General features: G+C 63.3%; 23 protein-coding genes. 10 read left to right on the forward strand and 13 right to left on the reverse strand.

The genetic code is table 11. The features are described 5' to 3' along the window. Position 1: 1 nt before the first annotated feature. Complete coding sequence (locus WA950_RS13835) at positions 2-1,711, forward strand: pilus assembly protein TadG-related protein (protein ID WP_424552274.1); 1,710 nt, start codon at positions 2-4, stop codon at positions 1,709-1,711. Between the two features lie 6 nt (positions 1,712-1,717). Here WA950_RS13835 and WA950_RS13840 read toward each other — a convergent pair whose 3' ends face one another. From WA950_RS13840 to gor, 3 genes are all read right to left on the reverse strand, one after another. Then, complete coding sequence (locus tag WA950_RS13840) at positions 1,718-2,113, reverse strand: GFA family protein (protein ID WP_424552275.1); 396 nt, start codon at positions 2,111-2,113, stop codon at positions 1,718-1,720. A 124-nt stretch (positions 2,114-2,237) separates the two neighbouring features. Beyond that, positions 2,238-3,611: a class II 3-deoxy-7-phosphoheptulonate synthase gene (locus WA950_RS13845; RefSeq protein WP_424552276.1), complete on the reverse strand. Its 1,374-nt coding sequence runs from the start codon at positions 3,609-3,611 to the stop codon at positions 2,238-2,240. Between the two features lie 145 nt (positions 3,612-3,756). After that, positions 3,757-5,145, reverse strand: a complete 1,389-nt coding sequence (gor, locus tag WA950_RS13850) for a glutathione-disulfide reductase (protein ID WP_424552277.1) — start codon at positions 5,143-5,145, stop codon at positions 3,757-3,759. 309 nt (positions 5,146-5,454) lie between these two features. Between gor and WA950_RS13855 the strand changes: the two genes are divergently transcribed. Continuing rightward, complete coding sequence (locus WA950_RS13855; RefSeq protein ID WP_424552407.1) at positions 5,455-5,745, forward strand: hypothetical protein; 291 nt, start codon at positions 5,455-5,457, stop codon at positions 5,743-5,745. A 35-nt stretch (positions 5,746-5,780) separates the two neighbouring features. Here the strand turns inward: WA950_RS13855 and WA950_RS13860 are convergent, their stop codons facing one another. The 3 genes from WA950_RS13860 to rpiA form a co-directional block, all read right to left on the reverse strand. Continuing rightward, positions 5,781-6,653 carry a hypothetical protein gene (locus WA950_RS13860; protein WP_424552278.1) on the reverse strand — a complete coding sequence of 291 codons (873 nt, stop codon included), beginning with the start codon at positions 6,651-6,653 and terminating at the stop codon, positions 5,781-5,783. Between the two features lie 91 nt (positions 6,654-6,744). Next, positions 6,745-7,287, reverse strand: a complete 543-nt coding sequence (locus WA950_RS13865) for a DUF2059 domain-containing protein (RefSeq protein ID WP_424552279.1) — start codon at positions 7,285-7,287, stop codon at positions 6,745-6,747. 18 nt (positions 7,288-7,305) lie between these two features. After that, the gene (rpiA, locus tag WA950_RS13870; RefSeq protein WP_424552280.1) at positions 7,306-8,004 is read right to left on the reverse strand and encodes a ribose-5-phosphate isomerase RpiA; all 699 of its coding nucleotides are present in this window, start codon (positions 8,002-8,004) and stop codon (positions 7,306-7,308) included. Positions 8,005-8,192: 188 nt separating this feature from the next. Between rpiA and WA950_RS13875 the strand changes: the two genes are divergently transcribed. Then, positions 8,193-8,867: an HAD family hydrolase gene (locus tag WA950_RS13875; RefSeq protein WP_424552281.1), complete on the forward strand. Its 675-nt coding sequence runs from the start codon at positions 8,193-8,195 to the stop codon at positions 8,865-8,867. Positions 8,868-8,893: 26 nt separating this feature from the next. After that, on the forward strand, positions 8,894-9,697 hold the full coding sequence (locus WA950_RS13880; protein ID WP_424552408.1) for an APH(3'') family aminoglycoside O-phosphotransferase: 804 nt from the start codon (positions 8,894-8,896) through the stop codon (positions 9,695-9,697). Between the two features lie 4 nt (positions 9,698-9,701). On the opposite strand, the gene WA950_RS13885 is transcribed toward WA950_RS13880, so the two are convergent. Next, complete coding sequence (locus WA950_RS13885) at positions 9,702-11,582, reverse strand: L,D-transpeptidase family protein (protein ID WP_424552282.1); 1,881 nt, start codon at positions 11,580-11,582, stop codon at positions 9,702-9,704. Between the two features lie 472 nt (positions 11,583-12,054). On the opposite strand from WA950_RS13885, the gene fumC reads away from it, so the two are divergent. Next, the gene (fumC, locus tag WA950_RS13890; protein ID WP_424552283.1) at positions 12,055-13,503 is read left to right on the forward strand and encodes a class II fumarate hydratase; all 1,449 of its coding nucleotides are present in this window, start codon (positions 12,055-12,057) and stop codon (positions 13,501-13,503) included. Positions 13,504-13,663: 160 nt separating this feature from the next. Next, positions 13,664-14,734 carry a GGDEF domain-containing protein gene (locus WA950_RS13895; RefSeq protein WP_424552284.1) on the forward strand — a complete coding sequence of 357 codons (1,071 nt, stop codon included), beginning with the start codon at positions 13,664-13,666 and terminating at the stop codon, positions 14,732-14,734. A 260-nt stretch (positions 14,735-14,994) separates the two neighbouring features. On the opposite strand, the gene WA950_RS13900 is transcribed toward WA950_RS13895, so the two are convergent. From WA950_RS13900 to WA950_RS13910, 3 genes are all read right to left on the reverse strand, one after another. Continuing rightward, positions 14,995-15,765 carry a M15 family metallopeptidase gene (locus WA950_RS13900; protein WP_424552285.1) on the reverse strand — a complete coding sequence of 257 codons (771 nt, stop codon included), beginning with the start codon at positions 15,763-15,765 and terminating at the stop codon, positions 14,995-14,997. Positions 15,766-15,778: 13 nt separating this feature from the next. After that, complete coding sequence (locus WA950_RS13905; RefSeq protein ID WP_424552286.1) at positions 15,779-16,165, reverse strand: hypothetical protein; 387 nt, start codon at positions 16,163-16,165, stop codon at positions 15,779-15,781. 182 nt (positions 16,166-16,347) lie between these two features. After that, complete coding sequence (locus WA950_RS13910; protein WP_424552287.1) at positions 16,348-17,256, reverse strand: alpha/beta hydrolase; 909 nt, start codon at positions 17,254-17,256, stop codon at positions 16,348-16,350. A gap of 48 nt (positions 17,257-17,304) precedes the next feature. On the opposite strand from WA950_RS13910, the gene WA950_RS13915 reads away from it, so the two are divergent. Further along, positions 17,305-17,784: a MarR family winged helix-turn-helix transcriptional regulator gene (locus WA950_RS13915; RefSeq protein WP_424552288.1), complete on the forward strand. Its 480-nt coding sequence runs from the start codon at positions 17,305-17,307 to the stop codon at positions 17,782-17,784. A 75-nt stretch (positions 17,785-17,859) separates the two neighbouring features. Here WA950_RS13915 and WA950_RS13920 read toward each other — a convergent pair whose 3' ends face one another. Together WA950_RS13920 and WA950_RS13925 are read right to left on the reverse strand one after the other, a co-directional pair. Continuing rightward, complete coding sequence (locus tag WA950_RS13920; RefSeq protein ID WP_424552289.1) at positions 17,860-19,686, reverse strand: monovalent cation:proton antiporter-2 (CPA2) family protein; 1,827 nt, start codon at positions 19,684-19,686, stop codon at positions 17,860-17,862. Between the two features lie 49 nt (positions 19,687-19,735). Further along, on the reverse strand, positions 19,736-20,110 hold the full coding sequence (locus WA950_RS13925; protein WP_424552290.1) for a gamma-butyrobetaine hydroxylase-like domain-containing protein: 375 nt from the start codon (positions 20,108-20,110) through the stop codon (positions 19,736-19,738). A gap of 201 nt (positions 20,111-20,311) precedes the next feature. Here WA950_RS13925 and moaA point away from each other — a divergent pair, with 201 nt between their 5' ends. Then, positions 20,312-21,298 (forward strand): GTP 3',8-cyclase MoaA, encoded by a 987-nt coding sequence (moaA, locus tag WA950_RS13930; protein WP_424552409.1) that lies wholly within the window; start codon positions 20,312-20,314, stop codon positions 21,296-21,298. A gap of 172 nt (positions 21,299-21,470) precedes the next feature. Then, on the forward strand, positions 21,471-22,418 hold the full coding sequence (locus tag WA950_RS13935; protein ID WP_424552291.1) for a hypothetical protein: 948 nt from the start codon (positions 21,471-21,473) through the stop codon (positions 22,416-22,418). 64 nt (positions 22,419-22,482) lie between these two features. Here WA950_RS13935 and WA950_RS13940 read toward each other — a convergent pair whose 3' ends face one another. Then, positions 22,483-25,026: a methyl-accepting chemotaxis protein gene (locus WA950_RS13940; RefSeq protein WP_424552292.1), complete on the reverse strand. Its 2,544-nt coding sequence runs from the start codon at positions 25,024-25,026 to the stop codon at positions 22,483-22,485. A gap of 387 nt (positions 25,027-25,413) precedes the next feature. Here WA950_RS13940 and WA950_RS13945 point away from each other — a divergent pair, with 387 nt between their 5' ends. Continuing rightward, complete coding sequence (locus WA950_RS13945) at positions 25,414-26,319, forward strand: DMT family transporter (protein ID WP_424552293.1); 906 nt, start codon at positions 25,414-25,416, stop codon at positions 26,317-26,319. The last annotated feature ends 62 nt before the right edge of the window (positions 26,320-26,381 follow it).

Raw genomic sequence — 26,381 nt, forward strand, 5'->3', positions numbered from 1 at the left:
GATGAAGGCCCGTCGCCTCTTCACCGACAGACGCGGCAATATCGGAACGCTTGCCGCTATCTCCCTGCCGTTGCTGATCGCTTCGCTCGCCCTCGGTGTCGACTACGGATATTTCACCGTGCAGCAGCGCGAATTGCAGTCCTCGGCGGACCTTGCCGCCATTGCCGCCGCGTCGAACATCGCAGAGGCGGAAAAGGCGGCTGCGACCTATTTCTCGCTCAACAAACTTGCCGTTGCCGTCACCGGCAGGAACGGCGTATCGATACCGTCTATCCCCACCATCGATCTCAAGGCAACGGCCGCGACGGCAAGCGTCGAACGCGGCCGCTATTTCGCCGATCCGGAGATCGCTCCGGAAGACCGATTCAAGCCGGCGGGCGCGGATGCCGACGCCGCGCGCGTGACGCTCCAGCGCCCCGCCGACATGTTCATCGCCTCGATGATCCTGCCCAGACCGCCGCTTCTGTCGGCAACCGGCTCGGCCTCCCGCACGAAACTTGCCGCCTTCTCCATCGGGACACGGCTCGCAAGCCTCAATGACGGCATTCTCAATGCGCTGCTGGGCAAACTCCTCGGGACCAATATCTCCCTCAACGTGATGGACTACCGGGCGCTGCTCGACGCCGATATTTCGGTACAGCCCTTCCTCAAGGCCGTCGCCACCAACCTGAACCTGACGGCCGCGACCTATGAGGAAGTGTTGAATGCGGGCATCACCATGCCGCAGCTCCTCGCCTCCATGCGCGCCGTCGAAGGCCTTGCCGGGCCGGTGCGTTCCGCCTTGCACGCCATCGAGCAGGCGACCGCCGGCAGCAAGGTCAAGCTGCCGCTCGCGCGCATCCTCAATCTCGATCCGAAGAAAGGCGTTTCGGTCGCGACCGGCGGCAATTGGGCAATGTCGGTCAACGCCTTGCAGATGGTGACAGCCGCGGCGGGCCTGGCGAACGGCAAGAACCAGATCGCGCTCGATGTCGGCGCCACCCTCCCCGGCCTTGCGACCGTGAAGGTCAATCTCGCAATCGGCGAGCCGCCGGTCGAAACCCCATCACACAGGCTTGGTGCGCCGGGCAGCGCGGTGCGCAGCGCCCAGACGCGGCTTGCCGTCGAAGTCGGGATCGATGGATTGGCGGCCCTTGCTGGCCTCAGGGTCAAGCTTCCGCTCTATGTCGAGGTCGCCGCCTCCGAGGCGAAGCTTGCCGATATCCGCTGTCATGGCGGCGCACCCGCCAATGCCAGCGTATCGGTCGATGCCGTCCCCGGCGTCGCGGAACTCGCAATCGGCCAGGTAGATCCGTCCGTGCTGTCCGATTTTTCCGATGAGCCTCGCGTGAAGAAGGCGAGGATCGTTGACAGTGCACTCCTGAAAATCGATGCCTTCGCCCATGGCGAGGTGAAGAACCTGAGCAAGACCCGGCTTACCTACACCCCGACCGAGATTGCCGCCAAGGCAATGAAGTCTGTTTCGACACGAGACACGCTTACATCCGCCATCAAGACCCTGCTGGGAGACCTCGATGTCGAGATAAATCTTCTCGGCCTGCCCATCGGCACGGAGCTCGTCGCCAAGGCGCTCGCCTCGACGCTGACGACCGTGACACCGGCCATAGATGAACTGCTCTACAACCTGTTGCTGGTCGTCGGCGTCAGGATCGGCGAGGCCGATATCCGCGTGACGGGCGTTACCTGCCAGCGCCCCGCCCTCGTGCAGTAGCGCCGCCTACCGGTTCTGCGCATATTGCGGCGCATCGCCCTCGATCTCGTAATAGTCGCCCTTGTCGGCACAGAAGATATGCATGCCGATCCTGAGGCCCGTCGGCTGGTCGAATGTGCCGGCCATGATTGAGGTAGAGGCCGTGCCGTCCGCCTTCCAGAACAGGGCCGAGCCACAGGTGCGGCAGAAGCCGCGGCTCGCCCCGTCGCTCGCCCGGTACCAGGTCACGTTCTCGCCACCCTCGACGGTCAGGCCCTCATCACGCACGTTGGTCGCAGCATAGAAATGTCCCGTCTGCCGGCGGCACTGGCTGCAATGGCAGGCGATGACCTCACGCAACGGGCCGACGGTACGAAAGCGTACCGCGCCGCAGAGGCAATGCCCCGAATGTTCCTCGCTCATGCCTTTCCCCCCAAAACAAAACCGGGCCAGCTTTGCCAGCTGGCCCGGTCCTGTCAAATTCACAATCCTGAATGCATGCATCAGCTCCGCTAATTTACGGAACCGAAGCATGAACAGACGGTGATCAGCCGTTCACAACCATACGTTTTTCGTCGCGACCGCCCTTCATGCGCTCGGCAAGAAGGAAGGCGAGCTCCAGCGCCTGATCGGCGTTGAGGCGCGGGTCGCAATGCGTGTGGTAGCGGTCGGCGAGGTCGTCGCCCGACAGCGCCCGCGCGCCACCCGTGCATTCCGTCACGTCATTGCCGGTCATCTCGACATGGATGCCGCCCGGATGCGTGCCTTCGGCGCGGTGGATCTGGAAGAAGCTCTCGACTTCCGACAGGATCCGCTCGAACGGACGCGTCTTGTAGTTGTTGAGCGTGATCGTGTTGCCGTGCATCGGGTCGCAGGACCAGACGACCTTCTTGCCTTCCCGCTCGACGGCGCGGATGAGGCGCGGAAGGTTTTCCGCCACCTTGTCGTGGCCGAAACGGCAGATCAGCGTCAGGCGGCCAGCCTCGTTCTGCGGGTTCAGCAGGTCGATCAGTTCCAGGAGGCCGTCGCCGGTCAGCGTCGGGCCGCACTTGAGGCCGATCGGGTTCTTGATGCCGCGGCAATATTCGATATGCGCATGGTCGGACTGGCGCGTGCGATCGCCGATCCAGATCATGTGGCCGGACGTCGCGTACCAGTCGCCGGACGTGGAATCGACGCGGGTCAGCGCCTGCTCATAGCCGAGCAGCAGCGCCTCATGGCTGGTGAAGAAATCGGTCTCGCGCAGGCTCGGATGGTTTTCCGAAGTGATGCCGATGGCCTTCATGAAGTCCATGGTCTCGGAGATCCGGTCGGCGAGCTTGCGGTAGCGCTCGGCCTGCGGGCTATCCTTGACGAAGCCGAGCATCCACTGGTGCACGTTGTCGAGATTGGCGTAACCACCCATCGCGAAGGCGCGCAGCAGGTTGAGCGTCGCGGCCGACTGGCGGTAGGCCATGATCTGGCGTTCCGGATTCGGGATACGGGCCTCTTCCGTGAACTCGATGCCGTTGATGATGTCGCCGCGGTAGGACGGCAGCGAGACCTCGCCTTGCTTCTCGATATTCGACGAGCGCGGCTTGGCGAACTGACCGGCAATACGACCGACCTTCACCACTGGCTGCTGAGCGCCGAAGGTCAGCACCACGGCCATCTGGAGGAAGGCGCGGAAGAAGTCACGGATCGTATCGGCACCGTGTTCGGCGAAGCTCTCGGCGCAGTCGCCGCCCTGCAACAGGAAGCCCTTGCCTTCGGCAACGTTGGCAAGCGCGCTCTTGAGGCGGCGCGCTTCGCCGGCGAAGACGAGCGGCGGAAACTTCGCAAGGCGCTCTTCGGTCGCCGCCAGTGCGGCGAGATCCGGATAATCCGGAACCTGCTGAATGGCCTTCTGCCGCCAGCTGCTCGGGGTCCAATTCTGTGCCATGATACTCACCTGTCCTGAAGCGCCCGCAAATGCGACGGACACCCCCTCCATTTAAAGATGCGGGCTTATAAACCGTTAGATGGGCCTTGCATAGCCGAACTTCCAGTGCGAACTGTTCCAAATGCGGCAGAATGCGGGGCTCGCCTCACACCCGCTGCCCCTTGCTGACGCGATAGCTCGGCTGGTACATGGTCACCAGCTCTTCCGAGGCCGTCGGATGCACCGCCATCGTGCGGTCGAAGTCATCCTTCGTAACACCCGCCTTCAGCGAAATGCCGAGAAGCTGCGCCATCTCGCCTGCCTCGTGGCCGAGGATATGCGCACCCACCACCTTGCGGTCGGCTGCATTGACGACGAGCTTCATGATCATCTTCTCCTGCCGGCCGGAAAGCGTCGCCTTCATCGGGCGGAACTCGGCGCGGTAGACTTCGAGGTCGTCGAAGGCCTTGGCGGCCGCCTCCTCGCTCATGCCGACCGTACCGATCTCCGGCTGAGAGAAGACGGCGGTGGCGATGAGGTCGTGGTCGGGCGAGACCGGGTTGCCGCGAAACTCCGTTTCGACGAAGCACATCGCCTCGTGGATCGCGACGGGGGTGAGCTGCACGCGGTCGGTGACATCACCGAGCGCGAAGATGCCGGGCACGTTGGTGCGCGAATAGTCGTCGACGAGGATCGCCCCTCGCTCGTTCATCCTGACGCCTGCCGTTTCGAGCCCGAGGCCGCTGGTGTTCGGAACGCGGCCGAGCGCCAGCATCACCTGATCGACGACGAGCGTCTCGCCCGCCTTGGTCGTCACGGTGCGGCGGCCGCCTTCGGCTTCGGCGACATCGGTGATGATGTCCTCGCAGATAACGCGGATGCCCTTGGCGACCATCGCGGACTGCACGCCGTGGCGCATGTCCTGGTCGAAGCGGGACAGGATCTGCCTGCCGCGATAGATCAGCGTCGTCTCGACGCCAAGGCCATGGAAGATGTTGGCAAATTCGACGGCAATGTAGCCCCCGCCGGAAATCAGGATGGATTTCGGCATCTCGGGCAGATCGAAGGCCTCATTCGAGGTGATGCAGAGTTCGTGGCCGGGAAGGTCGACATGCGGCGTCGGATGGCCGCCGACGGCGATCAGGATGCGCTCGGCCGTCACCAGTTCACCGGTGGCCGCAAGCCGGACCGTGTTCGGCCCGACAAGCTCGGCGCGGGTCGCAAGGATCGTCGCGCCGGAATTGTCCAGCCCCTTGCGGTAGAGGCCTTCGAGACGCGTGATCTCCTTCTCCTTGGCGGCGACGAGCGCCTGCCAATCGAAACGCGATTCACCGACCTGCCAGCCGAAGCCCGCCGCATCCTCGAAATGCTCATGGAACTGCGAGGCGTAGACATAAAGCTTCTTCGGCACGCAGCCGCGGATCACGCAGGTGCCGCCGAACCGGAATTCCTCCGCGATCGCCACCTTCTTGCCCATGCTCGCGGCAAGGCGCGCGCTGCGCACGCCTCCAGATCCCCCGCCGATCACGAAGAGGTCGTAGTCGAATGTCGTCATGTCGTGATCTCCTGCATGCAAGCGGGCCGGACGGCCGTCTGACGGTATCCTCGCCGGCCGAATCCGCCTGCGGGCTCGACACATATAGGAACAGCGCAGCCAAAAGGAAAAGGCCGCGACTCCAGGGCACGCCTGCGGCCGGATCACGCAAGCGTGAATTCATCCCAAAAATGGGTAGGCCGCATGTGCTGAATCCTGTTTACCGCGCGCTGTTCAAGATTTAAGAAACTGCCCGACCGATTGTGGTCTAAGCGGATGAAAAACATGAATAAATTTGCATCTTTCTCGGCTTGCGCCGCAGCACTCTTCATGATTGCAGGCCCAGCCTCGGCCGATGATCTCGTCTTTCAGCTGAAGAACGGCACCAAATCCGTCCTTACGCATTTCTACAGCTCCCCTGTGGGCGTGGAAAAGTGGGAAGACGACGTTTTCGGCGACCAGGTTCTCAACCCGGGCGAAACGATCGAAATCACCATCGCCGATGGCCGTCGCGTCTGTGAATACGACATGCGCTTCGAATTCTCGGAAGATTCCGATCTCGACACGACCACCGATACCCAGAACCTCTGCGAACTCGGCACCTACACCATCCACGAATAAGACCGGCCGGGCCGCCCGTTGCTGCGGCCCGGTTCTTATCCTGCCGGCTGCGCAGCGCACCCGACCGCATGGACGAACGCCTCGGAGATGGCCGCAAATTTCAGCGCCTGCCAGTGCCGGTAGTCGGTAACGAAGCCCGACGACACCCAACAGTCACCGCGATTTCCCGAAAGCTCCCAGCCGATCAGGCCTGCAACCCGCGCCCTTGCCAGGATACGGGCCGTGTGGCTTTGCGAAATGCGGTAGCGCGCGGCGATGCCGTTCGCCGTCACCGGACCGATCCAGACGCGTTCTGCCGGAAGCTGCCACGGCGCGCGGGCCGCCAGTTCATGCAACACGTTGCTGCCCGATTCCGCGCGGGTGAGAAGCCCGACGGACTCGGGCGGATGACACCAGCCGCGCGATGAAAGCAGCAGGCGCGCCATTCGCGTCTGCGCATGAAGGATCAGGTCCGGATTGGCCCGCAGGAGGCCGGCCCTGCCTGCGCCATCGATACAATCGAGCGCGTCCAGATGGGTTCCATACCAGCGACGGATCAGATCCTCGGTCTGCGGCCGTGCCCGGAAAAGCCGCTGCCGGCGATCCTCGCACGCCACCTGCTCGACAAGCCCGTAGTGCCGCATCTCGGTGAGAAACGCCAGAACCGTGTTGCGGCTGGCGATCGGCGTGCCGGTGAGAAACCGCAGGAGATTGGTCGGGGAAATCTGCGGCTGCGCCGGGTCCAGCCGGTGCTCGAAGTGCAGCGCCAGCGTCGCCTGGCTGAGCAGCCATTTCTGCAGATCGGAAAGGTAGCGTACCTCCCGCGGGATTTCCTGATGGGTGGCAAGCAGCTCGGCGGCGGAAAAGACAAGGCAATCGTGAAAGCGGCTATCCGCCATAAGACGGTCGGCCTGATAGGACTGGATCATGGCAGGCAAGGCATTCGGTGAATGAATGTATAAAAAGTGTTTGTGCAAAATTCACAAAAAAGGCGGCCAATGGCCGCCTTTTCGATAATCGTTACTGCTGCGGCTGCGCTTCGCCGCCCTCGGTCGCCGGCGGCGTGCCGAGCATCAGGTCGAGCTTCTTGACGCTTTCCGTGCGCAGATCGCGGTCGACGCCGGCAGCCCAGATTTCTGCGGCTTTCACGACTTCGCGCGTGGCGATCGGGCCATCCGCCAGGAGCTTCTTGCCGACCGACGAGCTGTAGAAGTCGGCTATGGCCTTCAGCTCTTCCTGCGTGAAGGTCTTGGCGTAGATGGTCGCCGCTTCCTTCTCGAGGTCAGCGCGGCGCGGCGCGAGGGCAAGCGCCTGCTCGTCGACGACGGCGTTGATTTCGGGCTCATGGTTCGGCGAAGCCTGCACGAGCGTCGACTTCACGCGGACAGCGAGGCCCGGCAGGATGTTGTCGAAGTTGCTCGTCGCACCAATGGCGTCGATGGCGCTGCGCGCGGTCTTGATCTGCTCGTCCGTGACGTCCTGCGCCGCTGCGGCGCCCGAAAGGCCTGCCGAAACGATAAGGGTCACCGCGAGGGTCCGGCCGAAACCAGCAAATTTGATCATGTCGGTCTGTGCTCCTGTCTATTCTTTCGCCGTCAGCGTGCGCGCACCAGCGGGTCCCGCGATGATGGCAAGCGACGCCATATTGATGAAGAGGCCGTGTTCGACGACACCCGGTATGTCATTGAGATTGCTGGCCAACGCATCTGCATCAGGAATGCGGCCAAAAGATGCGTCGAGAATATAGTGTCCACCGTCCGTGGTGAAGGTGCCGTCGCCGGAAGCGCGCAGTGCAATGCCGCCGGAAAGGCCGAGGCGCGAGGCCACCTTCTCGATGGCGATCCGGGTGGCGACGAGCCCGAACGGGTTGACCTCGATCGGCAGCTTGAAGGCGCCGAGCGTCTCGACCACCTTGGTCTCGTCGGCAATCACGATCATCCGCGTGGAGGCACTGGCAACGATCTTTTCGCGCAGCAAGGCGCCGCCGCCGCCCTTGATCAGCCGCAGCCGGCCATCCACCTCGTCTGCGCCGTCGATGGTGAGGTCGAGTTCGGGCAGTTCGTCGAGCGACTTCAGCGGCACGCCGAGTTCGACGCACAGCCGCGCCGTGCGCTCGGAGGTGGGCACGCCTTCGACCCTGAGGCCGTCAGCGACCTTTTCGGCCAGCAGTCGAACGAATTCCTCGGCGGTCGAACCGGTACCGATACCGAGCCGCATACCGTCTTCCACATGGGCGAGCGCGGCCTCAGCGGCCTTGATCTTCATTTCCCGGGCGTCCATGCCCTCAAACTCCCTGAATGATTGCGAGCCGGCACGCGCGAAGCGGCCGGAATTCCGGGAGACACTTACACGCCCTGAAAGCCAAACGAAAGCCAAAAACGCCCTGCCGCCGCGGCACGGAAGCGATTGCAAATGCCAGCGCCATCGCATACCGGAGGAGTTCCTCCCCTCTCCGCACAAGGTTTCCCATGTCCGCTTCTCTTGTTGTCTTCGATCTCGACGGTACGCTCATCGACACGGCGCACGACCTCGTGGCAAGCCTCAACCACACGATCGGCCTCGAGGGGCTGGAACCCGTCGGGTACGACGATCTCACCTATCTCGTCGGGCATGGCGGCCAGGTGATGATCAAGCGGGCCTTCGCCCTGCGCGGCCGCGAGATTTCGGACGGCGAGCTCCAGCGCATGGTGGACGCCTTTGTCGAGCATTACGCCAAGGCCATGCCGGGCGTGTCGGAGCCCTTCCCCGGCCTGACGGACGCCCTCGACCGTCTTTCCGGCGCCGGCTACCGACTTGCCGTCTGCACGAACAAGAACGAAGCCCTTGCCCGCCGCCTCATCGACGGCCTCGGCCTGACGGACCGTTTTGTCGCCATCACGGGCGGCGACACCTTCGCGGTGCGCAAGCCGGACGCCGAACATCTCTTCGGCACCGTCCGCCTCGCCGACGCCGATCCGAAGCGCACGGTGATGGTCGGCGACAGCCTCAACGACATGCTCGTCGCCCGCAATGCCGACGTGCCGTCGATCGGCGTTCCCTTCGGCTATTCCGACGTGCCGGTCGCCGAGCTGGAGCCGACCCATGTCATCAGTCATTTCGACGAGCTGACGCCCGAGCTGGTCGAGCGCCTGCTCGCCGGCTGACCGACAGGGAGCGCACTTTGGACTGGATGGAAACAGTGCTCGATATCCGGTCCGGGTGGATCCCGGCCCATGAAGGTGAATCCGGAGACCGGGTTTTTCGCAGCGGCGACGGACGCCACTATGCCAAGCTTGCAAAAGGCGCGCGCGCCGGCGAACTGGCCGGCGAGCGGGATCGCCTTGGCTGGCTCGCCGACAAGGGCATTGCCTGCCCCGAAGTGGTCGCATGGCGCCAGAACGAACACGGCGCCTGCCTGATCATGAGCGCCATTCCCGGCGTCCCGGCAGTGAACCTTTCCGGCCCGGACCTGTTGATGGCCTGGCGCTCGATGAGCGAACACCTTGCCGCCGTGCACGCGCTTGCCGGAGACGGCTGCCCTTTCGACAAAAGCTTGTCCACGATGTTCACGCGAGCCACCAAAGTCGTGTCGCGCGGCGCGGTGAACCCGGACTTCCTGCCGGATGAAGACAAGGACATGTCGGGGCAGGATTTGCTGGCACGCGTTGAAGCGGAACTGCCCTTGCGGCTGGCGCAGGAGGCAGCCAGCCTCGTCGTCTGCCATGGCGATCCCTGCATGCCGAATTTCATGGTCGATCCCGCCACGCTGCGCTGCACGGGCCTGATCGATCTCGGCCGCATCGGCGTGGCGGATCGCTATTCGGATCTCGCGCTGATGCTGGCCAATGCCGGGGAAAGCTGGTCGAACGAGAACGAGAACGAGAACGAGACGAAAGAAGCCTTCGACATCCTCTTTTCCACCTTGAAGATCGAGGCGCCCGACCGGGAGCGCCTCGCCTTTTATCTCAGGCTGGATCCGCTGACCTGGGGCTGAGCGGTCAGCCCTGTACCTGGCGGGCGGCACGCGTCGCCGTGAACGCCTTGCGCACATAGTCGTCGCGACCATAGGCGTCGTCGAAATATTCGACCGCGCCGTCCTTGTTCGGCCAGGCGGTGAAGTAGGCGATGTAGATCGGGATGTCCGCCTTGACGCTCAGCGCCTTGTTGCGGCCGGCGCCGATCTCCTTGCCGACATCCTCCTCCGTCACGCCCAGCACCGCGGCCGCCATCTTGCGCGGTTCGGCAAGGCGCACACAGCCATGGCTCAGCGCCCGCATGTCCTTCTTGAAGAAGCTCTTCGACGGCGTGTCATGCATGTAGATGGCGTGGCTGTTCGGGAAGAGGATCTTCAGCTCGCCCAGCGCATTGTCGCTGCTCGGCGGCTGGCGCACGGAGACGCCGGCGGTCGAACCGTACCAGTTGACCGACGAAGACGGCACGGCGCGCCCGCCGACGGCCACTTCGTAGCCCATGCGGTCGAGATAGGACGGATCGTTGCGCAGCTTCGGCAGCATCTCGTTGATGATGATCGACTGCGGAACGCCCCAGTACGGATTGACCTCGACGGTCTGCAGGCGATCCTGAAAGAAATAGGTCTGGTTCGCCTTCGAGCCGATGACCGTGCGCATGGAGAACTTTTCCGCGCCGTCCTCGTGGTAATAGACCATGAAGGCCGGCTGGTTGATGAAGACGTGGCGCGCGCCGAGATCGACCGGCAGCCAGCGGGCCTGCTCCAGCGCGACTTCGAGCTTGGCGACCTTGTCGGCGACGGAATCGCCGCCCGTGAGCTTGCGGATCGAGGCCTTGCCGACGACGCCGTCCGGCTTCAGGCCGTTTTCCTTCTGGAAGGCTTCGACGAGCGAAACGAGTTCCGGCGTATAGTCCGGTGTCCCCGTATAGGTAGCGATCGTCACCGAATGATCGGTCTTCAGCGCGTCGGAGCCGTGCTTGACGATCCCCTTGACGATATTGGCAAGCTCCGGATTGCTCTGGCCGGGCTTCACCAGCGTGCCCTCGGCGATCACGACGCGGTCGTCGCCCCCGGTCTCGGCCTTGAGTTTGGCAAGCTCGGCCTTCAACGCCTGGAAATCGGAACTCGCCGGCGAGCGGCTTTCCAGATAGGCTTTGACGTTGCCGCTGAGCGCCACGTTCTTCAGCGCCGCAACGAGATTGACGTCCTTGCGCTTGAAGTCGTGGTAGCCGGAAATACGGTTGGGATCGATGCGTCCGCGCACGGCGTCCTGCACATAGGTCGCCACGGCCGAGGATAGCGCGACCTCGAAGGTCGCAAGCTCGCCATAGCGCGCGCTCATGTCGGCGCTGTCGAAGCTGTCCGACGGAATCTTTACCGCATAGTCCCACGGATCGAGGCCGACGGTCGCGGCATCGGCGAGCACCGCGATGGCCGTCTTCGCCTTGTCGTTGATGCCATTTCCGTCGACCCAGACGAACGTCTTCTGGGAGCCGTAGAAGGTCTCGACCGCCTTGGCGGCATCCGGCGTCGTGCGGACATTCACGCCCGCGAAAGCGGCCCGCACAGCCGTGTCACCGGCCGGGGCTACATCGGCGGAAATCGAACTGGTCACGACCGGGTCGGCCAGTTTGTCGACCGCAACGCGCTTCAGGGCGTCTGCCTTGTAGGTATAGTAGCGCGGGCCCGTGACGCGCGGCAGGGGCTTTGCCTCCTGCTTCGTCGAGACACCCGGCAGCGCCGCACCGGTCTGGACGCCGGGAAGCTCCTCGCGCACCGGCTCCCTCTTCTTGCCGCCGCGAATGATGTCCATCAACGTCAGGGCGCTTGCGGGCGAAGCGTGGAACGTGATGGTGGCGCAGGAAACAGCCAGCGCGGCGGCCAGCACGGCAGTCTTTGTCAGCTTCATATATATTCCATTCCCGAATGAACCGCACATCGCGGTCTCTGGCGGCGCCCGAACCAGCAGGCCGGTAAGTTATAGGAAAGGATGGTGAATGAAAAGAAAACGCCCCTGCCCGCCACCCCTCCTAAACCGCGCGAGACCGTTGTTCTGGAGCCTGTCAGGCAAGACGGATGACGCCCCGTAAAAATTTGAATAGACGCGGATTTTTCGTGCCGGGCCGGGCTCTCCGGCCGGCGCTGCCAAAAAAACGAAAAAAATCCGCCAGCGGCAGTGACGGAAAAGGCACAGCGCCGAAAGGCGGTCCGCAAAGCGATTCGCAATGCATCCGCTGCCTAATCGATTTTAACCGAAAGTCTTGGCGGCGGCGGGCATTCCGCGCTTGCAACCGGGTCGCAGATGGGCCAGAGATTTGCGCGATTTCGCGCCAGCGCGGGCCTCCCCAAAATGCCCGCACTCGCCCGGCTTGCCGCGTCCCATGCGGCGGCATCGCCGGCGGCAGGACGAAGGCATGGGCTTTATAGCGGGAAGCACAATGACATCGACGCGCACGGAAACGGATACATTCGGCCCCATCGAAGTGGACAACAGCCGCTACTGGGGCGCGCAGGCCCAGCGCTCGCTCGGCAACTTCAAGATCGGCTGGGAAAAGCAGCCGCTTTCGGTCGTGCGCGCGCTCGGCATCGTCAAGCAGGCCACCGCCCGCGCCAACATGGAACTCGGCCGCCTCGATCCGGCAATCGCCAAGGTGATCACCGAGGCCGCGCAGGAAGTCATCGACGGCAAGCTCAACGACCACTTCCCGCTCGTCGTCTGGCAGACCGGCTCGGGCACCCAGTCCAACATGAACGCGAATGAAGTGATCTCCAACCGGGCGATCGAAATGCTCGGCGGCGTCATGGGCTCCAAGAAGCCGGTGCATCCGAACGACCACGTCAACATGAGCCAGTCGTCGAACGACACCTATCCGACCGCCATGCACATCGCCTGCGCCGAGCGCATCGTGCACGACCTGCTGCCGGCGCTGAAGCACTTGCACGCCGCCCTCGAAGCCAAGGTCAAGGCCTTCGATCACATCATCAAGATCGGCCGCACGCACACGCAGGACGCAACGCCCCTTACCCTCGGCCAGGAATTCTCCGGCTATGCCGCGCAGGTGGCCTCCTCGATCAAGCGCATCGAACTGACGTTGCCGGGCCTTTGCGAACTCGCCCAGGGCGGCACCGCCGTCGGCACCGGCCTCAATGCGCCGGTCGGTTTTGCCGAAAAGGTCGCCGAGCACATCGCGGCCATCACCGGCATCGACTTCAAGACGGCGCCGAACAAGTTCGAGGCGCTCGCCGCGCACGATTCGATGGTCTTCTCGCACGGCGCGATCAATGCGGCCGCCGCCGCCCTCTTCAAGATCGCCAACGACATCCGCTTCCTCGGTTCCGGACCCCGCTCCGGCCTTGGCGAACTGTCGCTGCCGGAAAACGAACCCGGCTCCTCGATCATGCCGGGCAAGGTGAACCCGACCCAGTGCGAAGCTCTCACCCAGGTCTGCGCGCAGGTCTTCGGCAACCACGCTTCGCTGACCTTCGCCGGCAGCCAGGGCCATTTCGAACTGAACGTCTACAATCCGCTGATGGCCTACAACTTCCTGCAGTCCGTCCAGCTCCTCTCGGACGCCGCGATCTCCTTCACCGACAATTGCGTCGTGGGCATCGAGGCACGCGAAGACAACATCAAGGCCGCGCTTGACCGCTCGCTGATGCTCGTCACCGCGCTCGCCCCGAAGATCGGCTACGACAACGCTGCCAAGATCGCCAAGACCGCACACAAGAACGGCACGACGCTGCGTGAAGAGGCCGTCGGCGGTGGCTATGTCACAAACGAGGAATTCGACGCGGTCGTACGTCCCGAGAACATGATCATGCCCGGCTGAGGCATCTCGAAATCCCACAAGAAAGGCCGCAGATCTTTGGATTTGCGGCCTTTCTGGTTCCTGCCTTCCGCCAAGGAACACACAACCGTTAATCATTCCCAAAGCATTTCCATGGTATTTTAGGGGATTGATACCCCCAGGAAAATCAGGAGCAGCCGATATGAGCACGGCAGTTGCGCAGAAGGTTCAGGTGCCGGATATCGCGGCGCAGGTGACCTACGCGATGCGCATAATGGGCGTCGCTCCCATCCCGCGAAACTACGAGCTGTTTTACGAAGCCTATATCGGCTCCAATCCCAAACTGACCCGCGAACTCGCATCCCTCGGCAGCAAGGCCTCGCAGGAGGAGCTTGACGAGATCGGCGCACAGTATTTCAGCCATCACCACGGCGCGGCGTCCATCGATGGCGCGCACTCGAAGATCGTCGGCGAACTGGAGGGCCTGCTGCGCCTCCTGAAGCAGGAGCAGTCCTCTCTCGAAAGCTACAACCGGCTGCTCGGCGAGACCTTCGGACGCATCACCGGCAAGAACGCCACCAGCGTCGATATCATCAGGAGCGTCATCGGCGTGCTGACGGAAGCGACCGGCGACAGCATCTCCCAGGGCAAGGAGATGGTGGAGAACGTCACGCAGAAATCGCGCGAGATGGAGGATGTCCGCAAGGAACTCGACGAGTACAAGCGCATCGCCAACACCGATTCCCTGACGCAGCTTTCCAACCGCCGCGCCTTCGACGACAGGCTTTCCGCGATCTACAACTCGTCGATGGCACACAATGTCACCGCGCTGATCCTCGCCGATATCGACCATTTCAAGAAGATCAACGATACCTACGGCCATCCGGTCGGCGACAAGATCCTCGCCTCCGTCGGCAGCCTGATCCGCGCCAATGTGCGCAAGGATATTCTTGTCGCCCGCACCGGCGGCGAGGAGTTCGCGATGATCGTGGAAGGCAATACCGAGGAAGAGGTGGTCGCGATTTCCGAGCGCATCCGCATCGCGCTGGAACACACGCCCTTCAAGAATTCCAAGACGGGCGTCAACTACGGCCCGATCACCATCTCGCTTGGCTTCTGCATGGCTTCATGGGCGGAAGGCCCCGGCGAACTCTACTCCAAGGCCGACATCGCCCTCTATTGCGCCAAAAACGGCGGCCGCAACCGCACCATGGCCTTCGAGGACGGCATGAAGAAGGATTTCGCCAAGAGCTGGCTGATTTACCGGAAATAGCCCCTCACCTGTCCCGAAACGGCGCCCCAGCGGCGCCGTTTTACATTCCGGCAAGGAAACTTTCTTCCCGCGTAAAATCCGGCGGAACCGTGGCGGGCCTCTCGCGTTTTCACGGCAAGGAGGAGCGCACCATGCAAACCGGATTTCTCGAAATGTCGATGATCGCCGTCCTGATGCTGAGCAGTCTCGTCTGGATCGGGCCGTTCTGACGCTCCATTCCCGCCGGAGCATCGCAAGCGCAACGAACCTTACGGTTCTTCTCAGCGGCAGGCGGAAGCATCCGCCGCTCTTGCGATGGCAATCAGTTCGGGACGATACTCGAAATGCATGGTGTCGTAGTGATACCAGCGGCCGCCCCAGATATAGCCGTGCCGCTCGAAAATCTCGACGATCTCCAGCGGATACCTGTTGGCATGATCCGGCACCTTGCCCGGCTTGCCGCCGGACCAGATCCAGTAGTCCGCAAACTTCGTGTTGAGGTCGATGGCCGCGCCGAAACTGTGCACCGACATGTTGCTGGCACCGGAAACCTTGCGCCAGTTGAACGTGCCGGCGGACGGTGCGAGGTAGCGTTTCAGCTCCGGCTTTTCCGCAAGCTCGTCCCGCACCTTTTCCAGCGCCGATGCCGCACCCTGCCGCTTCGTCACGCGAAGGGTCGCGCCAAACCAACTGACCGGCACCAGATCGGCCTCCACCGCCTTTGCCGACTGGCCGTAGAGCCGCATCATCAGCGCATCGCTGCGGATGCGGCCGGGATCGGCATCGACCGTCGGCTTCACGTCACAAGCGCCGAGCGGATAGAGTTGCCGGAGGCTGTCCTCGATATCGCCGGTAGTGAGCGCCGCCTGATGGTCCTTGACCGTGCCGTCGTCGATCTGGAGCGGCGGCCCGCCATTGCGCAGGACAAGCCTATTGCCCTCCACACCGGAAAGGCTTTCCGGATAGGCTTCCACCAGCAGCTTGAGGCGGGTGGCAAGATCGGGTTCAGCCGCGCCGGCAGCGGGTATGCCCGCCACCAGCGCGATACCCATGGCGATACCGCGCCTAGTCCACCGAGACGTTGATATAGTCGCCTCCTGCGCCGCGCCAGATATCCACATGGATGCGCACATCGCCGTCGAGCAGCTTGCGGGCCGCACTGCCCCCGATCTCACCATCGCGGATCATGCGTTCGGCAAGCTCGCGGTTGCGGGCGGAGGCGAAGAAGCCGTCGATGTCGTCGCCGGGCTGGCGGACGCCGAAGCGGTGCACATTGGCGCGGTCCTGACGGATGACCTGCCAGGGCTGGGTCAGGCGCTCGTTGCTGGAATTGTAGAGATCGTCCTGGCCGATATAGGCACCGTAGCTTTCAAGCAGCTCGTCGGCCTGCGCCGCGCCGGTGGAAGCCATGATCACTGCCGCGCATGCCGCCGCAAAAATTCCTGTCCGCATTTCCTACTCCAAAATCCGGCCAAAGCCGTTCACAATCAATGACAAGACGGATTTGCGCGGCAGGATATTCGCCTGCTGTCAAAACCCTTCCAGCCAAGGCCGTGTCCCCCCTCGGCAACGGGGAGGTATCGCGAAATTTTCCAGGGTTCCAGAGGCCCGCGCGCAGCGCCGGCGAAAAGCCGTCAGGCGGCAATGCGCCGCGCGTCCTCGGCGAAGAAGTCGACGATGCGGCCGATCACCGGCTCGGCCGAGACAATGCGACGATGGCCGAGGCCGTTGGCCCATTCGAGCGTGACGTTCTGCCCGGATTCGGCATAGCGGCGGGCATGCGTCGCCGACACTTCCTTGTCGTCCTCTGCATGGATGACGAGCATCGGGGTTTCGAGCCGGCCTGCCCCGCTTGCCGCATCGAAAGCCGAGAGCGGCGCGCCGGCAATGCGCTCCACATGGCCTTCCAGCGCATCTTGCGCTTTCGCGCCAAGCTTCAGGATGCGCCCGAGATCCTTGAACAGCCAGGTCATCTCGCTCGGCGAGCCGATGGTGACGAGCCGGCGCGGCCGATGCGCCGGCACCGAGGGCACGAGGCCGCTTGCCGCGCAGGCAAGCGAGGCGCCGCCGAAGGAATGGCCACAGAAAAAGTCGAAGCCGCCGAACCGTTGCCAGGCCGCGTCGATCGCCCGCACCGCCATCGGCAGGGTCAATGTGCGCCCGCGCGAGGAACCGTGCCCAGGCAGGTCGAGCGCCACCACCTCGTGCCCGGCGGCGACCAGCCCTTCCGTCAGCGCCGTCAGATAGGCGGCGCGCGAACCCCAGCCATGCACGACAAGCACGCGGCCGGCGAAATTTTCACATGGGCGCGCCGCAAAGCGATGCGCCACCGCCGTGCCGCCGGCAAAGCGCAATTCGACGCGCTGCGCCTGCCGCATCCAGCCGAGCGAGCGCGCGAAAAGCTCCTTCTCCTTCGACGTCTTCGGCCGGCGGCCGGGTGTCGTCGCGAAGAGACGGAAAGCGGCTCGGCCGGCCGCATCGGGAGAGATCCTGGCGACGCCCGAAAGTGCGAGCCGGATGACCTTCAAGCCAAAGGATGCCATAGTGGGAATCCGTAAATAATGTTCAATGCTGAACAATAAAGTACAACGATGAACGAAAATCAAGCCTTTCCGTGGGATCACCCGCGCTTTCGCAGCTGGATCGGCGTGGCGCGCGCCTGCCAGCTCATGCAGCAGGCGATGACAAGGGCAATCGCCGGGCTCGACATCAAGACGCCGCATCTCGACATTCTCATCAATCTCTACCGGTTCGATGGCATATCCCAGCAGGAGCTGGCGCGGAAACTGCTCGTCGGCCGCTCGAACATGAGCATGCTGCTGCCGCAGCTCGAAAAGCGCGGGCTGATCGAGCGCAAGCCCGACATCAAGGACAAGCGCGTGCTGCGCCTTTCGCTGACGCAAGCCGGCCATGACCTGACCATGCAGGCCATGGCCATCCAGACCGGCATGATCGAGCGCATCATGTCGCAAACGCCGGCCGACCGCTGCCTTCAGGTGGCTGAATCGATGGAGGACATCATCCACATCCTCCTGTCGATGGAGACGACGGACGACCCGGAAGAAGCGTGAACCGCCGCCACGGCGTCCGCCTGCCTCGATTTCAGCGAAGGGGGTTCCAGCGGTGTGAAAGCGGATTGCAGGGCGTCAATCCGTCTCTTCCTGCATGTGGTGCAGCCGCTCCGCCGCCGCACGTTCGCGCGCGGTGCGCGCCGCGATGATGTCGGCGGGCTGCGCATTGCCGCGGATCAGCTGGCGGCCGGCATAGATGCCGCCGACGGTTTCGAGCGCAAGGCGCTCCCTGTCGGTATCGCGGAACTCCTCCACCACGTCGGCGGCGATCTCCTCGTCCTCGCCGAGCGCCTTCAGCGTCTCGCGGCTGAAGATCATGGCGGATTCGAAGGTTTCGCGGATCTGGAAATCGACGCCCGCATGCACGAGGTCGATGGCGTGGCCGCGATCATAGGCACGCGCCAGAAGCGGCACCAGCGGAAACTCCTCGTGCACCAGTTCGGCGATCTTCACGGCCGCCTCCCTGTCGTCGACGCAGATGAGGATCGCCCTGGCGGTCGCCGCGCCCGCGGCATGCAGGATGTCGATGCGCGAACCGTCGCCGTAATAGACCTTGAAGCCGAACTCGGAGGCGTCTCGCACGAATTCCGCGTCCTTGTCGATCAGCGAAAGCGTGTAGCCGCGCGCCAGCAGCGGCTGGCTGACGATCTGGCCGAAGCGGCCGAAGCCGATCATTAGCACCGTGCCCTCGACATTCTCCGGCAGCGCCAGCCCCTCGATGGACGCTTGCTGCTTCGGCACCAGCCGGTCGTGCAGGATGACGAAAAGCGGCGTCAGGATCATCGAAATGATGATCGTCGCCGTGAGGATGGCATTCTCCTCGCCGTTGAGGATGCCTGCGGCGACCGCTGCCGCGTAGAGCACAAAGGCGAACTCGCCGCCCTGCGCCATCAGTACGGCACGCTCGAGCCCCTCGCCGTGGCAGGCGCCGAGCAGCCGCGCGACGACATAGATCAGCAAGGTCTTCGCCACCATGTAGCCAACGACGCTCGCCACCACGAGCTGCCAGTTGGCGGCAATCACCGTCAGGTCGATCGCCATGCCGACGCCGAGGAAGAACAGGCCGAGCAGGATGCCGCGGAACGGCTCGATATCCGCCTCCAGCTGGTGGCGGAAGGACGATTCGGAAAGCAGCACGCCGGCAAGGAACGCGCCCATCGCCATCGACAGGCCCGAGACCTGCATGGCGAGCGCCGAGCCCAGCACCACGAGCAGCGCCGCCGCCGTCATCACCTCGCGCGCGCCGGATGCGGCAAGCACGCGGAAGAGCGGGTTGAGCAGGTAGCGCCCCGCCAGCACCAGCGCCACGATGGCGCCGATTGCGATGCCGATCGAAACCCAGCGGTCGGAGGCATCCGTCGCCGCCGCGCCCGTGCCGAGCAGCGCGACGATGGCAAGCAGCGGCACGATGGCGAGATCCTCGAAGAGCAGGATGGCGATGATCCGCTGGCCCTTCAGCGTCGACATCGTTCCGCGCTCCTGCAGCATCTGCATGACGATGGCGGTGGACGTCATCACGAAACCGGTGCCGGCGACGAAGGAAGGAATGAGCGGAAACCCGAAGGACAGACCGATACCCGTCAACGCGGCCATCGCGCCCAGCACCTGGATCGCACCCAGCCCGAAAATGTCCTTGCGCATCCCCCACAGCTTGGAAGGCTGCATTTCTAGGCCGATAATGAAGAGGAACATCACTACGCCGAGTTCCGCGACGTGAATGATCGCTTGCGGATCGGCGAAGAAGCCGAGGCCGAAGGGGCCGATCGCAAGACCGGCCGCCAGATACCCGAGCACCGAGCCGAGCCCGATCTTCTTGAACACCGGCACGGCTGCCACCCCTGCCGCCAGCAGCACGACAACCTGGGTGAGATCGTTTGCGTTCGCTTCTGCGGCCAAGAGCATCTCCCGTTCGTTGCTGGGTGGACGATACCTTCGGCAGCTCGTCCAGGGTCTATCGCGGCTTTTCCGAAATATCGCGGCTCATGCCCTTCTCCGCAAGCTCGCGCTCATATCCCTCGAAGAGATCGGCGCCTTTTTCCCCAAGCTCCCGGAGATAAGTCCACGTGTAGATGCCGGTATCGTGAAAGTCGTCGAAGCCGATGCGCACGGCGTAGTTGCCCGTCGGCGTCATGGAGATGATCGCGACGTTGCGCTTGCCCGGCACCGTCACCTTCTGCCCCGGGCCATGGCCCTGTACCTCGGCGGAGGGGGAAAAAACACGCAGGAGCTCGGCGGAGAGGTCGAAGCTCGCGCCGTCGTTGAAGGTGATGACGAGGCGCTGACGGTCCTTGGAGACGCGCAGTTCAGTCGGCCAGAGATCGCTCATGCCATTCCCTTTCCCATTCGATTTCGCGAAGGACTATGCCGCATGTTGGGGATGTGCAAGGCTGAAAATGCTGTCATAATCGCCGCATCGGCTTGACGCTGCGCACCGGAGGCACGACATGTCGGTAATGGAGGGTGTGTTTTGAATTCGTATGCAGGACCCGTAGCCGGCGCCAATGCGCTTTCACAGTCCGACACGCCGATGATCGATCCTTTCGGCCGGGCGGTCACCTATCTGCGCGTGTCGGTCACGGACCGGTGCGATTTCCGCTGTACCTACTGCATGGCGGAGAACATGACCTTCCTGCCGAAGAAGGATCTGCTCACGCTGGAAGAGCTGAACCGGCTCTGTTCCGCCTTCATCGCCAAGGGCGTGCGCAAGCTGCGCCTTACCGGCGGCGAACCGCTCGTGCGCAAGAACATCATGCATCTCGTGCGCGAACTCGGCCAGCAGGTGCACGACGGGCGCCTCGACGAACTGACGCTGACGACCAACGGCTCGCAGCTTGCAAAACATGCCGCCGAGCTTGCCGATTGCGGCGTGCGCCGGATCAACGTCTCGCTCGACACGCTCGACACGCAGAAATTCAAGACCATCACCCGCTGGGGCGAACTCTCAAAGGTCATCGAGGGTATCGACGCCGCGCAGGCCGCTGGCCTCAAGGTCAAGATCAACGCCGTTGCGTTGAAGGACTTCAACGACCGCGAAATCCCCGAGCTGATGCGCTGGGCGCACGGCCGCGGCATGGACCTCACCCTCATCGAAACCATGCCGATGGGCGAGATCGAGGAAGACCGTACCGACCGCTACCTGCCGCTGTCGGAAATGCGCGCGCGGCTTGCCGAGGAGTTCACCCTCACGGAAAACGCCTATCGCACCGGCGGCCCGGCGCGTTACGTCACGGTCGCGGAAACCGGCGGCCGTCTTGGCCTCATCACGCCGATGACGCATAATTTCTGCGAAAGCTGCAATCGCGTCCGCCTCACCTGCACCGGCACGCTCTATATGTGCCTCGGCCAGAACGATGCGGCGGACCTGCGCCTGCCGCTGCGCGCATCGGAAGACGACACACTGCTCTCGCAGGCGATCGACGAGGCGATCGGCCGCAAGCCGAAGGGCCACGACTTCATCATCGACCGCCGCAACCGCCCCGCCGTCGCCCGCCACATGAGCGTCACCGGCGGCTGACCCTGTCGAAAAGCGGCCTTGTCGAGGTTTTCCGACCTGGCCGTCCTGCGTGCCATCACGGCACCGAATTCCCCCAAAACGGGAATTTAGCGGTTGATAACAAACATGCAGAGTTGCATAACGCGCGCCCTCAAATATCCTCTGAACGGGGACATTACCGGGGGAACGCACGATGCGGAAAAGCCACGAACGCAATGCTGCCGTCATACTCGCCGCTTTTCTGCTTGCCGGCTGCACCGTGCACCCTCTTCCCGACGACGTTACAAGCAATACCGTGGCCATCGTACAGAAAATACGGTGCGAAGCGCGGGACGCCGTATTGGCCGGACTGCGGGACGCGCTCATGAAGAAGGGAACCGGGACCGACAAGGCATTTGTAGCGGAAGCACAGCTTTCATCGCTCCTTGACGAAAAGGACCCGCCCCGGCTGAGCAGCGATCTGAGAAAATATCTGGACACCTATTCTGGAGGCGCCATCGGATACGATTTCAGTTTCGACATCACCGTCCACAAAGACAACAGCTTGGGAATCAACCTTTTCAACCCCTTCAGCAACGGGAAGAGAACCTTCGACATAGGCGCAGGCATCACGCGTCAGAACCAGGGAGCTCGAAGCTTCCAGATCGTCGATACATTCGCCGAACTCGCACAGCTTTCGGCGGAAAAGGACGGTGAAAATCCTTGCGCCAATCTCGAGGCTGACAACTCGCTCTACCCGCTCACAGGCAAGATCGGCCTGGAGGAAGTCGTCGGCACCTTCCTCGAACTCAACGATATGGCCGGGATAGAGCGCAAGGGCCTGGGCGACAAGACCACGACTTTCACGGACACCATCGAATTTCAGACTATTCTCTCGGGAAGGGTCAATCCCAAGATCGAGTTGTTGCCCGTCAAACACGGCCTCGGCATCGCGGACGCCTCCATGACGAATACCGTGAAGCGGACCGACAAGCACAAGGTGACTATCGCCTTGCAGTTGGAGTCCCAACAAGCCGTGATCGCGGGGGCAAAGAAACCGGTCGAGATCAAGCCGTCTACGGGTGTTCTCAAGACACTCAAAGATCAGAAACAGCTTGAGAAGATCACGCCCCTCCAGGATTTCCTGCGGGACATTCAATAGGAGCCTTACGGAGACAAGACGGCCGGGCTTTCACCCGGCCGCTTCGTTCAAACGAACCCGTCGCTCAAGCCGCGTAGTGTCCGCCATAGGCGCTTTCAGGCCGCTCACCGAGGTCGCGCGTCTTGAAGTGGTCGATCTTCTCGTTGAGGTTCTGCACGCGCCGGCGCAGGCCGTGGATTTCGGCGGTATTCTCCTCGACCATCGTGGCATTCTGCTGCGTGATGAGTTCCACCTGATGCACAGCCTGGTTCACCTCGTTGATGCCCTCATACTGGGCGGCGGCTGCCGCCTCGATCTTGCCGACCAGCGTATGGATCGACGAGATGTGCTCGTTGATGACCGTCAATGCCTCGCCGGTCTCCTTGACGAGCCCGACGCCGTTGCGGACCTGCGATGAACTTTCCGAAATCAGGCCCTTGATCTCGCGCGCCGCGCCCGCGCAGCGCTGGGCAAGTTCGCGCACTTCCTGGGCGACGACCGCAAAGCCGCGCCCCGCCTCGCCGGCTCGCGCAGCCTCGACGCCGGCATTCAGCGCCAGGAGGTTGGTCTGGAAAGCGATCTCGTCGATGACGCCGATGATCGTGCCGATCTTTTCCGAGGAGCGGTTGATCTCGCCCATCGCATCGACGGCCTTCGCCACGACCTCGCCCGAGCGGCGGGCATAGTTTTGCGTTTCATCGACGGAAACAGCCGTCTTCTGCGCACTTTCCGCCGTCGAGCGGACGATCTCCGTCAACTGGCGAAGCGCCCGGGAGCTTTCCTCCAGCGCCGAAGCCTGCTGCTCGGTGCGGCGGGCAAGGTCGTCGGCGGAAGCGGCAAGGTTGCTGGCGCCGCCGTTGATTTCCATCGTCGTGGCGCGCACGTCCGAAAGGGTCGCGCGCAACGCCTCGACCGCGTTGTTGTAGGTGCGGGCCATGGCGACATATTCGGCGGCGAGCGCCTCCGTCATGCTCTCTTCGAGATTGCCGGCGGCGAGCTGGCCGAGCACGTCGGACAGCGCGGTGAGCGCTTCGGTCTGCTCGGCCTCGATACGCTCCCGCTCGCTGGTGCGGCGCGCCTGCTCATCGGCCGACAGCTGGCGCTGGACCTGCGCCTCCTGCTCCAGCCGGACGTTTTCGCGGGCGGCATCGCGGAACACGGCGACCGAGCGCACCATGTCGCCGATCTCGTCGCCGCGGTTGCGCCCGTCGATACTGATGTCGAGATCGCCGCTTGCAAGCCGCGACATGGCTTCGGTGACGCGCTTCAGCGGTCCGCGCAGCGTCTCGACCAGCATCAGGCCGCCGATGATCGCAAGCAGCGTTCCGGCCACCATCGCGATGATGGAGACGTTCGCCGAGCGCTGGCTGTCCTTCTTGCCGGCTTCCTGGGCGCTGGAAACGAACTGTTCGAGCGTCTGGCTGGCATCGGCGACCGAGGCGCCCGCCGCGACGCGCGCCGCCTGCCATTTCTCGCCCACGGCGATGAGATCCTGCGTCCCCTTCTCGATCCTGGCGAGCGAGGGCGCGAGCTTTTGCGAAAGGTCGCGCAGCGCCGCATTCTTCGCACCGAGCTTGGCCAGCTCGTCGGCGCTTGCCGAAACGGCCTTCACATCCGCCAGCACGGCGTCGCGGCTGCCCTGATCGAGCTTGCGGTGCAGTTCGCTGATATGGAGACGGGTTTCGTCGATGCCCTTGAACGTATCGCCCATCAGCGTGATCAGCGTCTTCAGCAGCGCGATCTCGGCATCCATACCCACAAAGCGCTTGGCGGCCGTATCCGAATTCTTGCCCGCTTCCTTGAGGAAGTCGGCATCGAACTTCGTCAGCTTGCCCAGCACCGGCGCGAACTTCGTCTTCTTGGCCTCCGCATCGTCGCTGCCGGCGAGGATTTCCTTCACGGTCGCGATTTCCGCTTCGAACAGCTTGATCTGCTCAAGCGCCTTCGGCGAGGCGATCGCCCTGGATTCGTCGAGCTGCTTGAGAAGTTGCGGCAGGTAAGTTGCGGCCGCCTTCACCTTGTCATCGGGCTTCATCGCCAGCGCGACGGGCTTGCGGAACTTGCCGATCCGCTCGGCAAGGCCCTGATAGGCGGCGGCATCGAAGAGCAGCGCCTTGGCAAAGGCTTCCTTCTCGCCCGATTCGCTGCGGATGACGTCGATCTGCTTTTCGGCAAATTCGCCGTCCCTGGCCATCGCGGCCAAGGCGCCTTCGAGATCGGCGGTGACGGCGTTGCGCTCCTGGTCGATGGACCAGAGCGTGTCGGTCTGGCCGCGCATGGTCGTGGCGAGCGCGACGACGGAGACGATCTTCGCCTTTTCCGCCGCATCAGGCAGCAGGGCATCGAGATCCCGGATACCGGCCTCCTGCTCGTCGATCCGCGCGCTCAGCGCATCGCGGCTCTCCTGGCCCGGCCTGTCGATGAAATCCTGCAACCCGCTGCGCAAATTCTGGAAGTGCGACAGGCTGTTGATCGTCTCTCGTGTGACCGTCATGTGGCCGTTCAGCGTGCTCGCGGTGAAATATCCGACGAGGCCGATGCCCGCGATCAACGCGACGAGAGGAATGACGAAGAGCAGCACCTTCGTAACGATGCGGCGCTGCTGGAGCAGGCGGTCAATGAAAGACATGGGTTCCCCGACGGTTCTTTTGGCGACCAAGATCCCCGCGGGTGTCTCTCAAAGCCGAAGCGGCCGCTCAGGCTCGCAGGACGAGCGCGGCCGTTGTTTGCTGTCGGGGCTTCGGCCGATCTTCCACCAGGCGGCGTGCCCTCACCCGTCGCATCATGCGATCGTTCATTGGGGTAACGCTACGATATGCGGCGAAGCTTAATGAAAGCCTTCGCATAAGCGGCAGTAATCCAGGCTGTTGCGGCGAAATCATCATGCTTTTCCGCCGAAAAATGCGCCACTTGCCCACGGTTTTGCCACTCGCCCTGGTTGTTCCGGACAATCTGGTGATGGCAAGCCACTCGTATTGGTCCTATGAGGGAGGACGACACGCTTGGAATCACCGGCATGAAACCATTCGGAAATGCCAGGGGCGCGCTTTTCATGGTCATCGCCATGATGGCCTTCACCTGCAACGACGCCCTCGTCAAATCCGTCACCCATGCAATGAACACCGGGCAGATCCTGTTCGTGCGCGGCCTGATGACGAGTATCCTCGTCCTCGTCATCGCCAGCTGGATGGGTGCGCTCGGTTCCTGGCGGGTCATCCTGCAGCCGGCCGTGGCGCTGCGCCTGGTGTCGGAAATCTTCGCTTCGCTTGCCTATGTCTCGGCACTCGGCGCCATGCCGCTTGCCAATACCTCGGCGATCCTGCAGGCGCTGCCGCTCGCCGTAACGCTCGGGGCCGCGCTCTTCCTTGGTGAAACGGTCGGCTGGCGGCGCTGGCTGGCCATCACCGCGGGGTTTGCCGGCGTGCTCATCGTCATCCGCCCGGGGCCGGACGGCTTCTCCCTGGCGGCGTTCTATGTCATCGCCTCGGTCGTCGGCGCAGCGGCGCGCGATCTGGCCACCCGCAAGATCCATAGCGACATTCCCTCCATCTTCATCAGCGCCGTCACGGCGATCACCATCACCGTGGTCGGCGGCGCCCTCATCGTACCGATGGGCGGCTGGCAACCGATGCCGCTGGACGTGCTGGGCCGGCTGGCGGGCGCAAGCGTTCTGCTGCTCGTCGGCTACCAGACGATCGTCAATGCCATGCGTTTCGGCGAAATCTCCTTCATCGCGCCGTTTCGCTATACGAGCCTTCTCTGGGCCATCGCCATCGGCGTTCTGTTCTTCGGTGAAATGCCCGATTTCTGGATGACGGTTGGCCTCGTCATCATCGTCGCCTCGGGTCTCTACACCTTCTATCGCGAGAACCGCCGCAGCACGGAGGCTGTCGCACAAAGATCGAAACCGGAATCCCCATGACATAGTCAGCGCTTGCCGACGCAAGCCGCACCGAATAGACCCGTTATGGGAGAGTTTGCCGG

The sequence above is a fragment of the Shinella sp. genome (assembly GCF_049651085.1).
Lineage (GTDB): Bacteria > Pseudomonadota > Alphaproteobacteria > Rhizobiales > Rhizobiaceae > Shinella.

What these genes read in the sequence shown, in the direction of transcription:
- WA950_RS13835 (WP_424552274.1), top strand. Translation starts at nt 2, where the DNA reads ATGAAGGCCCGTCGCCTCTTCACCGACAGACGCGGCAATATCGGAACG.
- WA950_RS13845 (WP_424552276.1), bottom strand. Translation starts at nt 3,611, where the DNA reads ATGGCACAGAATTGGACCCCGAGCAGCTGGCGGCAGAAGGCCATTCAG.
- WA950_RS13840 (WP_424552275.1), bottom strand. Translation starts at nt 2,113, where the DNA reads ATGAGCGAGGAACATTCGGGGCATTGCCTCTGCGGCGCGGTACGCTTT.
- WA950_RS13895 (WP_424552284.1), top strand. Translation starts at nt 13,664, where the DNA reads ATGAGCACGGCAGTTGCGCAGAAGGTTCAGGTGCCGGATATCGCGGCG.
- WA950_RS13885 (WP_424552282.1), bottom strand. Translation starts at nt 11,582, where the DNA reads ATGAAGCTGACAAAGACTGCCGTGCTGGCCGCCGCGCTGGCTGTTTCC.
- WA950_RS13925 (WP_424552290.1), bottom strand. Translation starts at nt 20,110, where the DNA reads ATGAGCGATCTCTGGCCGACTGAACTGCGCGTCTCCAAGGACCGTCAG.
- WA950_RS13855 (WP_424552407.1), top strand. Translation starts at nt 5,455, where the DNA reads ATGATTGCAGGCCCAGCCTCGGCCGATGATCTCGTCTTTCAGCTGAAG.
- gor (WP_424552277.1), bottom strand. Translation starts at nt 5,145, where the DNA reads ATGACGACATTCGACTACGACCTCTTCGTGATCGGCGGGGGATCTGGA.
- WA950_RS13865 (WP_424552279.1), bottom strand. Translation starts at nt 7,287, where the DNA reads ATGATCAAATTTGCTGGTTTCGGCCGGACCCTCGCGGTGACCCTTATC.
- WA950_RS13920 (WP_424552289.1), bottom strand. Translation starts at nt 19,686, where the DNA reads ATGCTCTTGGCCGCAGAAGCGAACGCAAACGATCTCACCCAGGTTGTC.
- moaA (WP_424552409.1), top strand. Translation starts at nt 20,312, where the DNA reads ATGATCGATCCTTTCGGCCGGGCGGTCACCTATCTGCGCGTGTCGGTC.
- WA950_RS13945 (WP_424552293.1), top strand. Translation starts at nt 25,414, where the DNA reads ATGAAACCATTCGGAAATGCCAGGGGCGCGCTTTTCATGGTCATCGCC.
- WA950_RS13905 (WP_424552286.1), bottom strand. Translation starts at nt 16,165, where the DNA reads ATGCGGACAGGAATTTTTGCGGCGGCATGCGCGGCAGTGATCATGGCT.
- WA950_RS13915 (WP_424552288.1), top strand. Translation starts at nt 17,305, where the DNA reads ATGAACGAAAATCAAGCCTTTCCGTGGGATCACCCGCGCTTTCGCAGC.
- WA950_RS13940 (WP_424552292.1), bottom strand. Translation starts at nt 25,026, where the DNA reads ATGTCTTTCATTGACCGCCTGCTCCAGCAGCGCCGCATCGTTACGAAG.
- WA950_RS13880 (WP_424552408.1), top strand. Translation starts at nt 8,894, where the DNA reads ATGGAAACAGTGCTCGATATCCGGTCCGGGTGGATCCCGGCCCATGAA.
- WA950_RS13875 (WP_424552281.1), top strand. Translation starts at nt 8,193, where the DNA reads ATGTCCGCTTCTCTTGTTGTCTTCGATCTCGACGGTACGCTCATCGAC.
- WA950_RS13935 (WP_424552291.1), top strand. Translation starts at nt 21,471, where the DNA reads ATGCGGAAAAGCCACGAACGCAATGCTGCCGTCATACTCGCCGCTTTT.
- WA950_RS13900 (WP_424552285.1), bottom strand. Translation starts at nt 15,765, where the DNA reads ATGGGTATCGCGCTGGTGGCGGGCATACCCGCTGCCGGCGCGGCTGAA.
- WA950_RS13910 (WP_424552287.1), bottom strand. Translation starts at nt 17,256, where the DNA reads ATGGCATCCTTTGGCTTGAAGGTCATCCGGCTCGCACTTTCGGGCGTC.
- fumC (WP_424552283.1), top strand. Translation starts at nt 12,055, where the DNA reads ATGCGGCGGCATCGCCGGCGGCAGGACGAAGGCATGGGCTTTATAGCG.
- rpiA (WP_424552280.1), bottom strand. Translation starts at nt 8,004, where the DNA reads ATGGACGCCCGGGAAATGAAGATCAAGGCCGCTGAGGCCGCGCTCGCC.
- WA950_RS13860 (WP_424552278.1), bottom strand. Translation starts at nt 6,653, where the DNA reads ATGATCCAGTCCTATCAGGCCGACCGTCTTATGGCGGATAGCCGCTTT.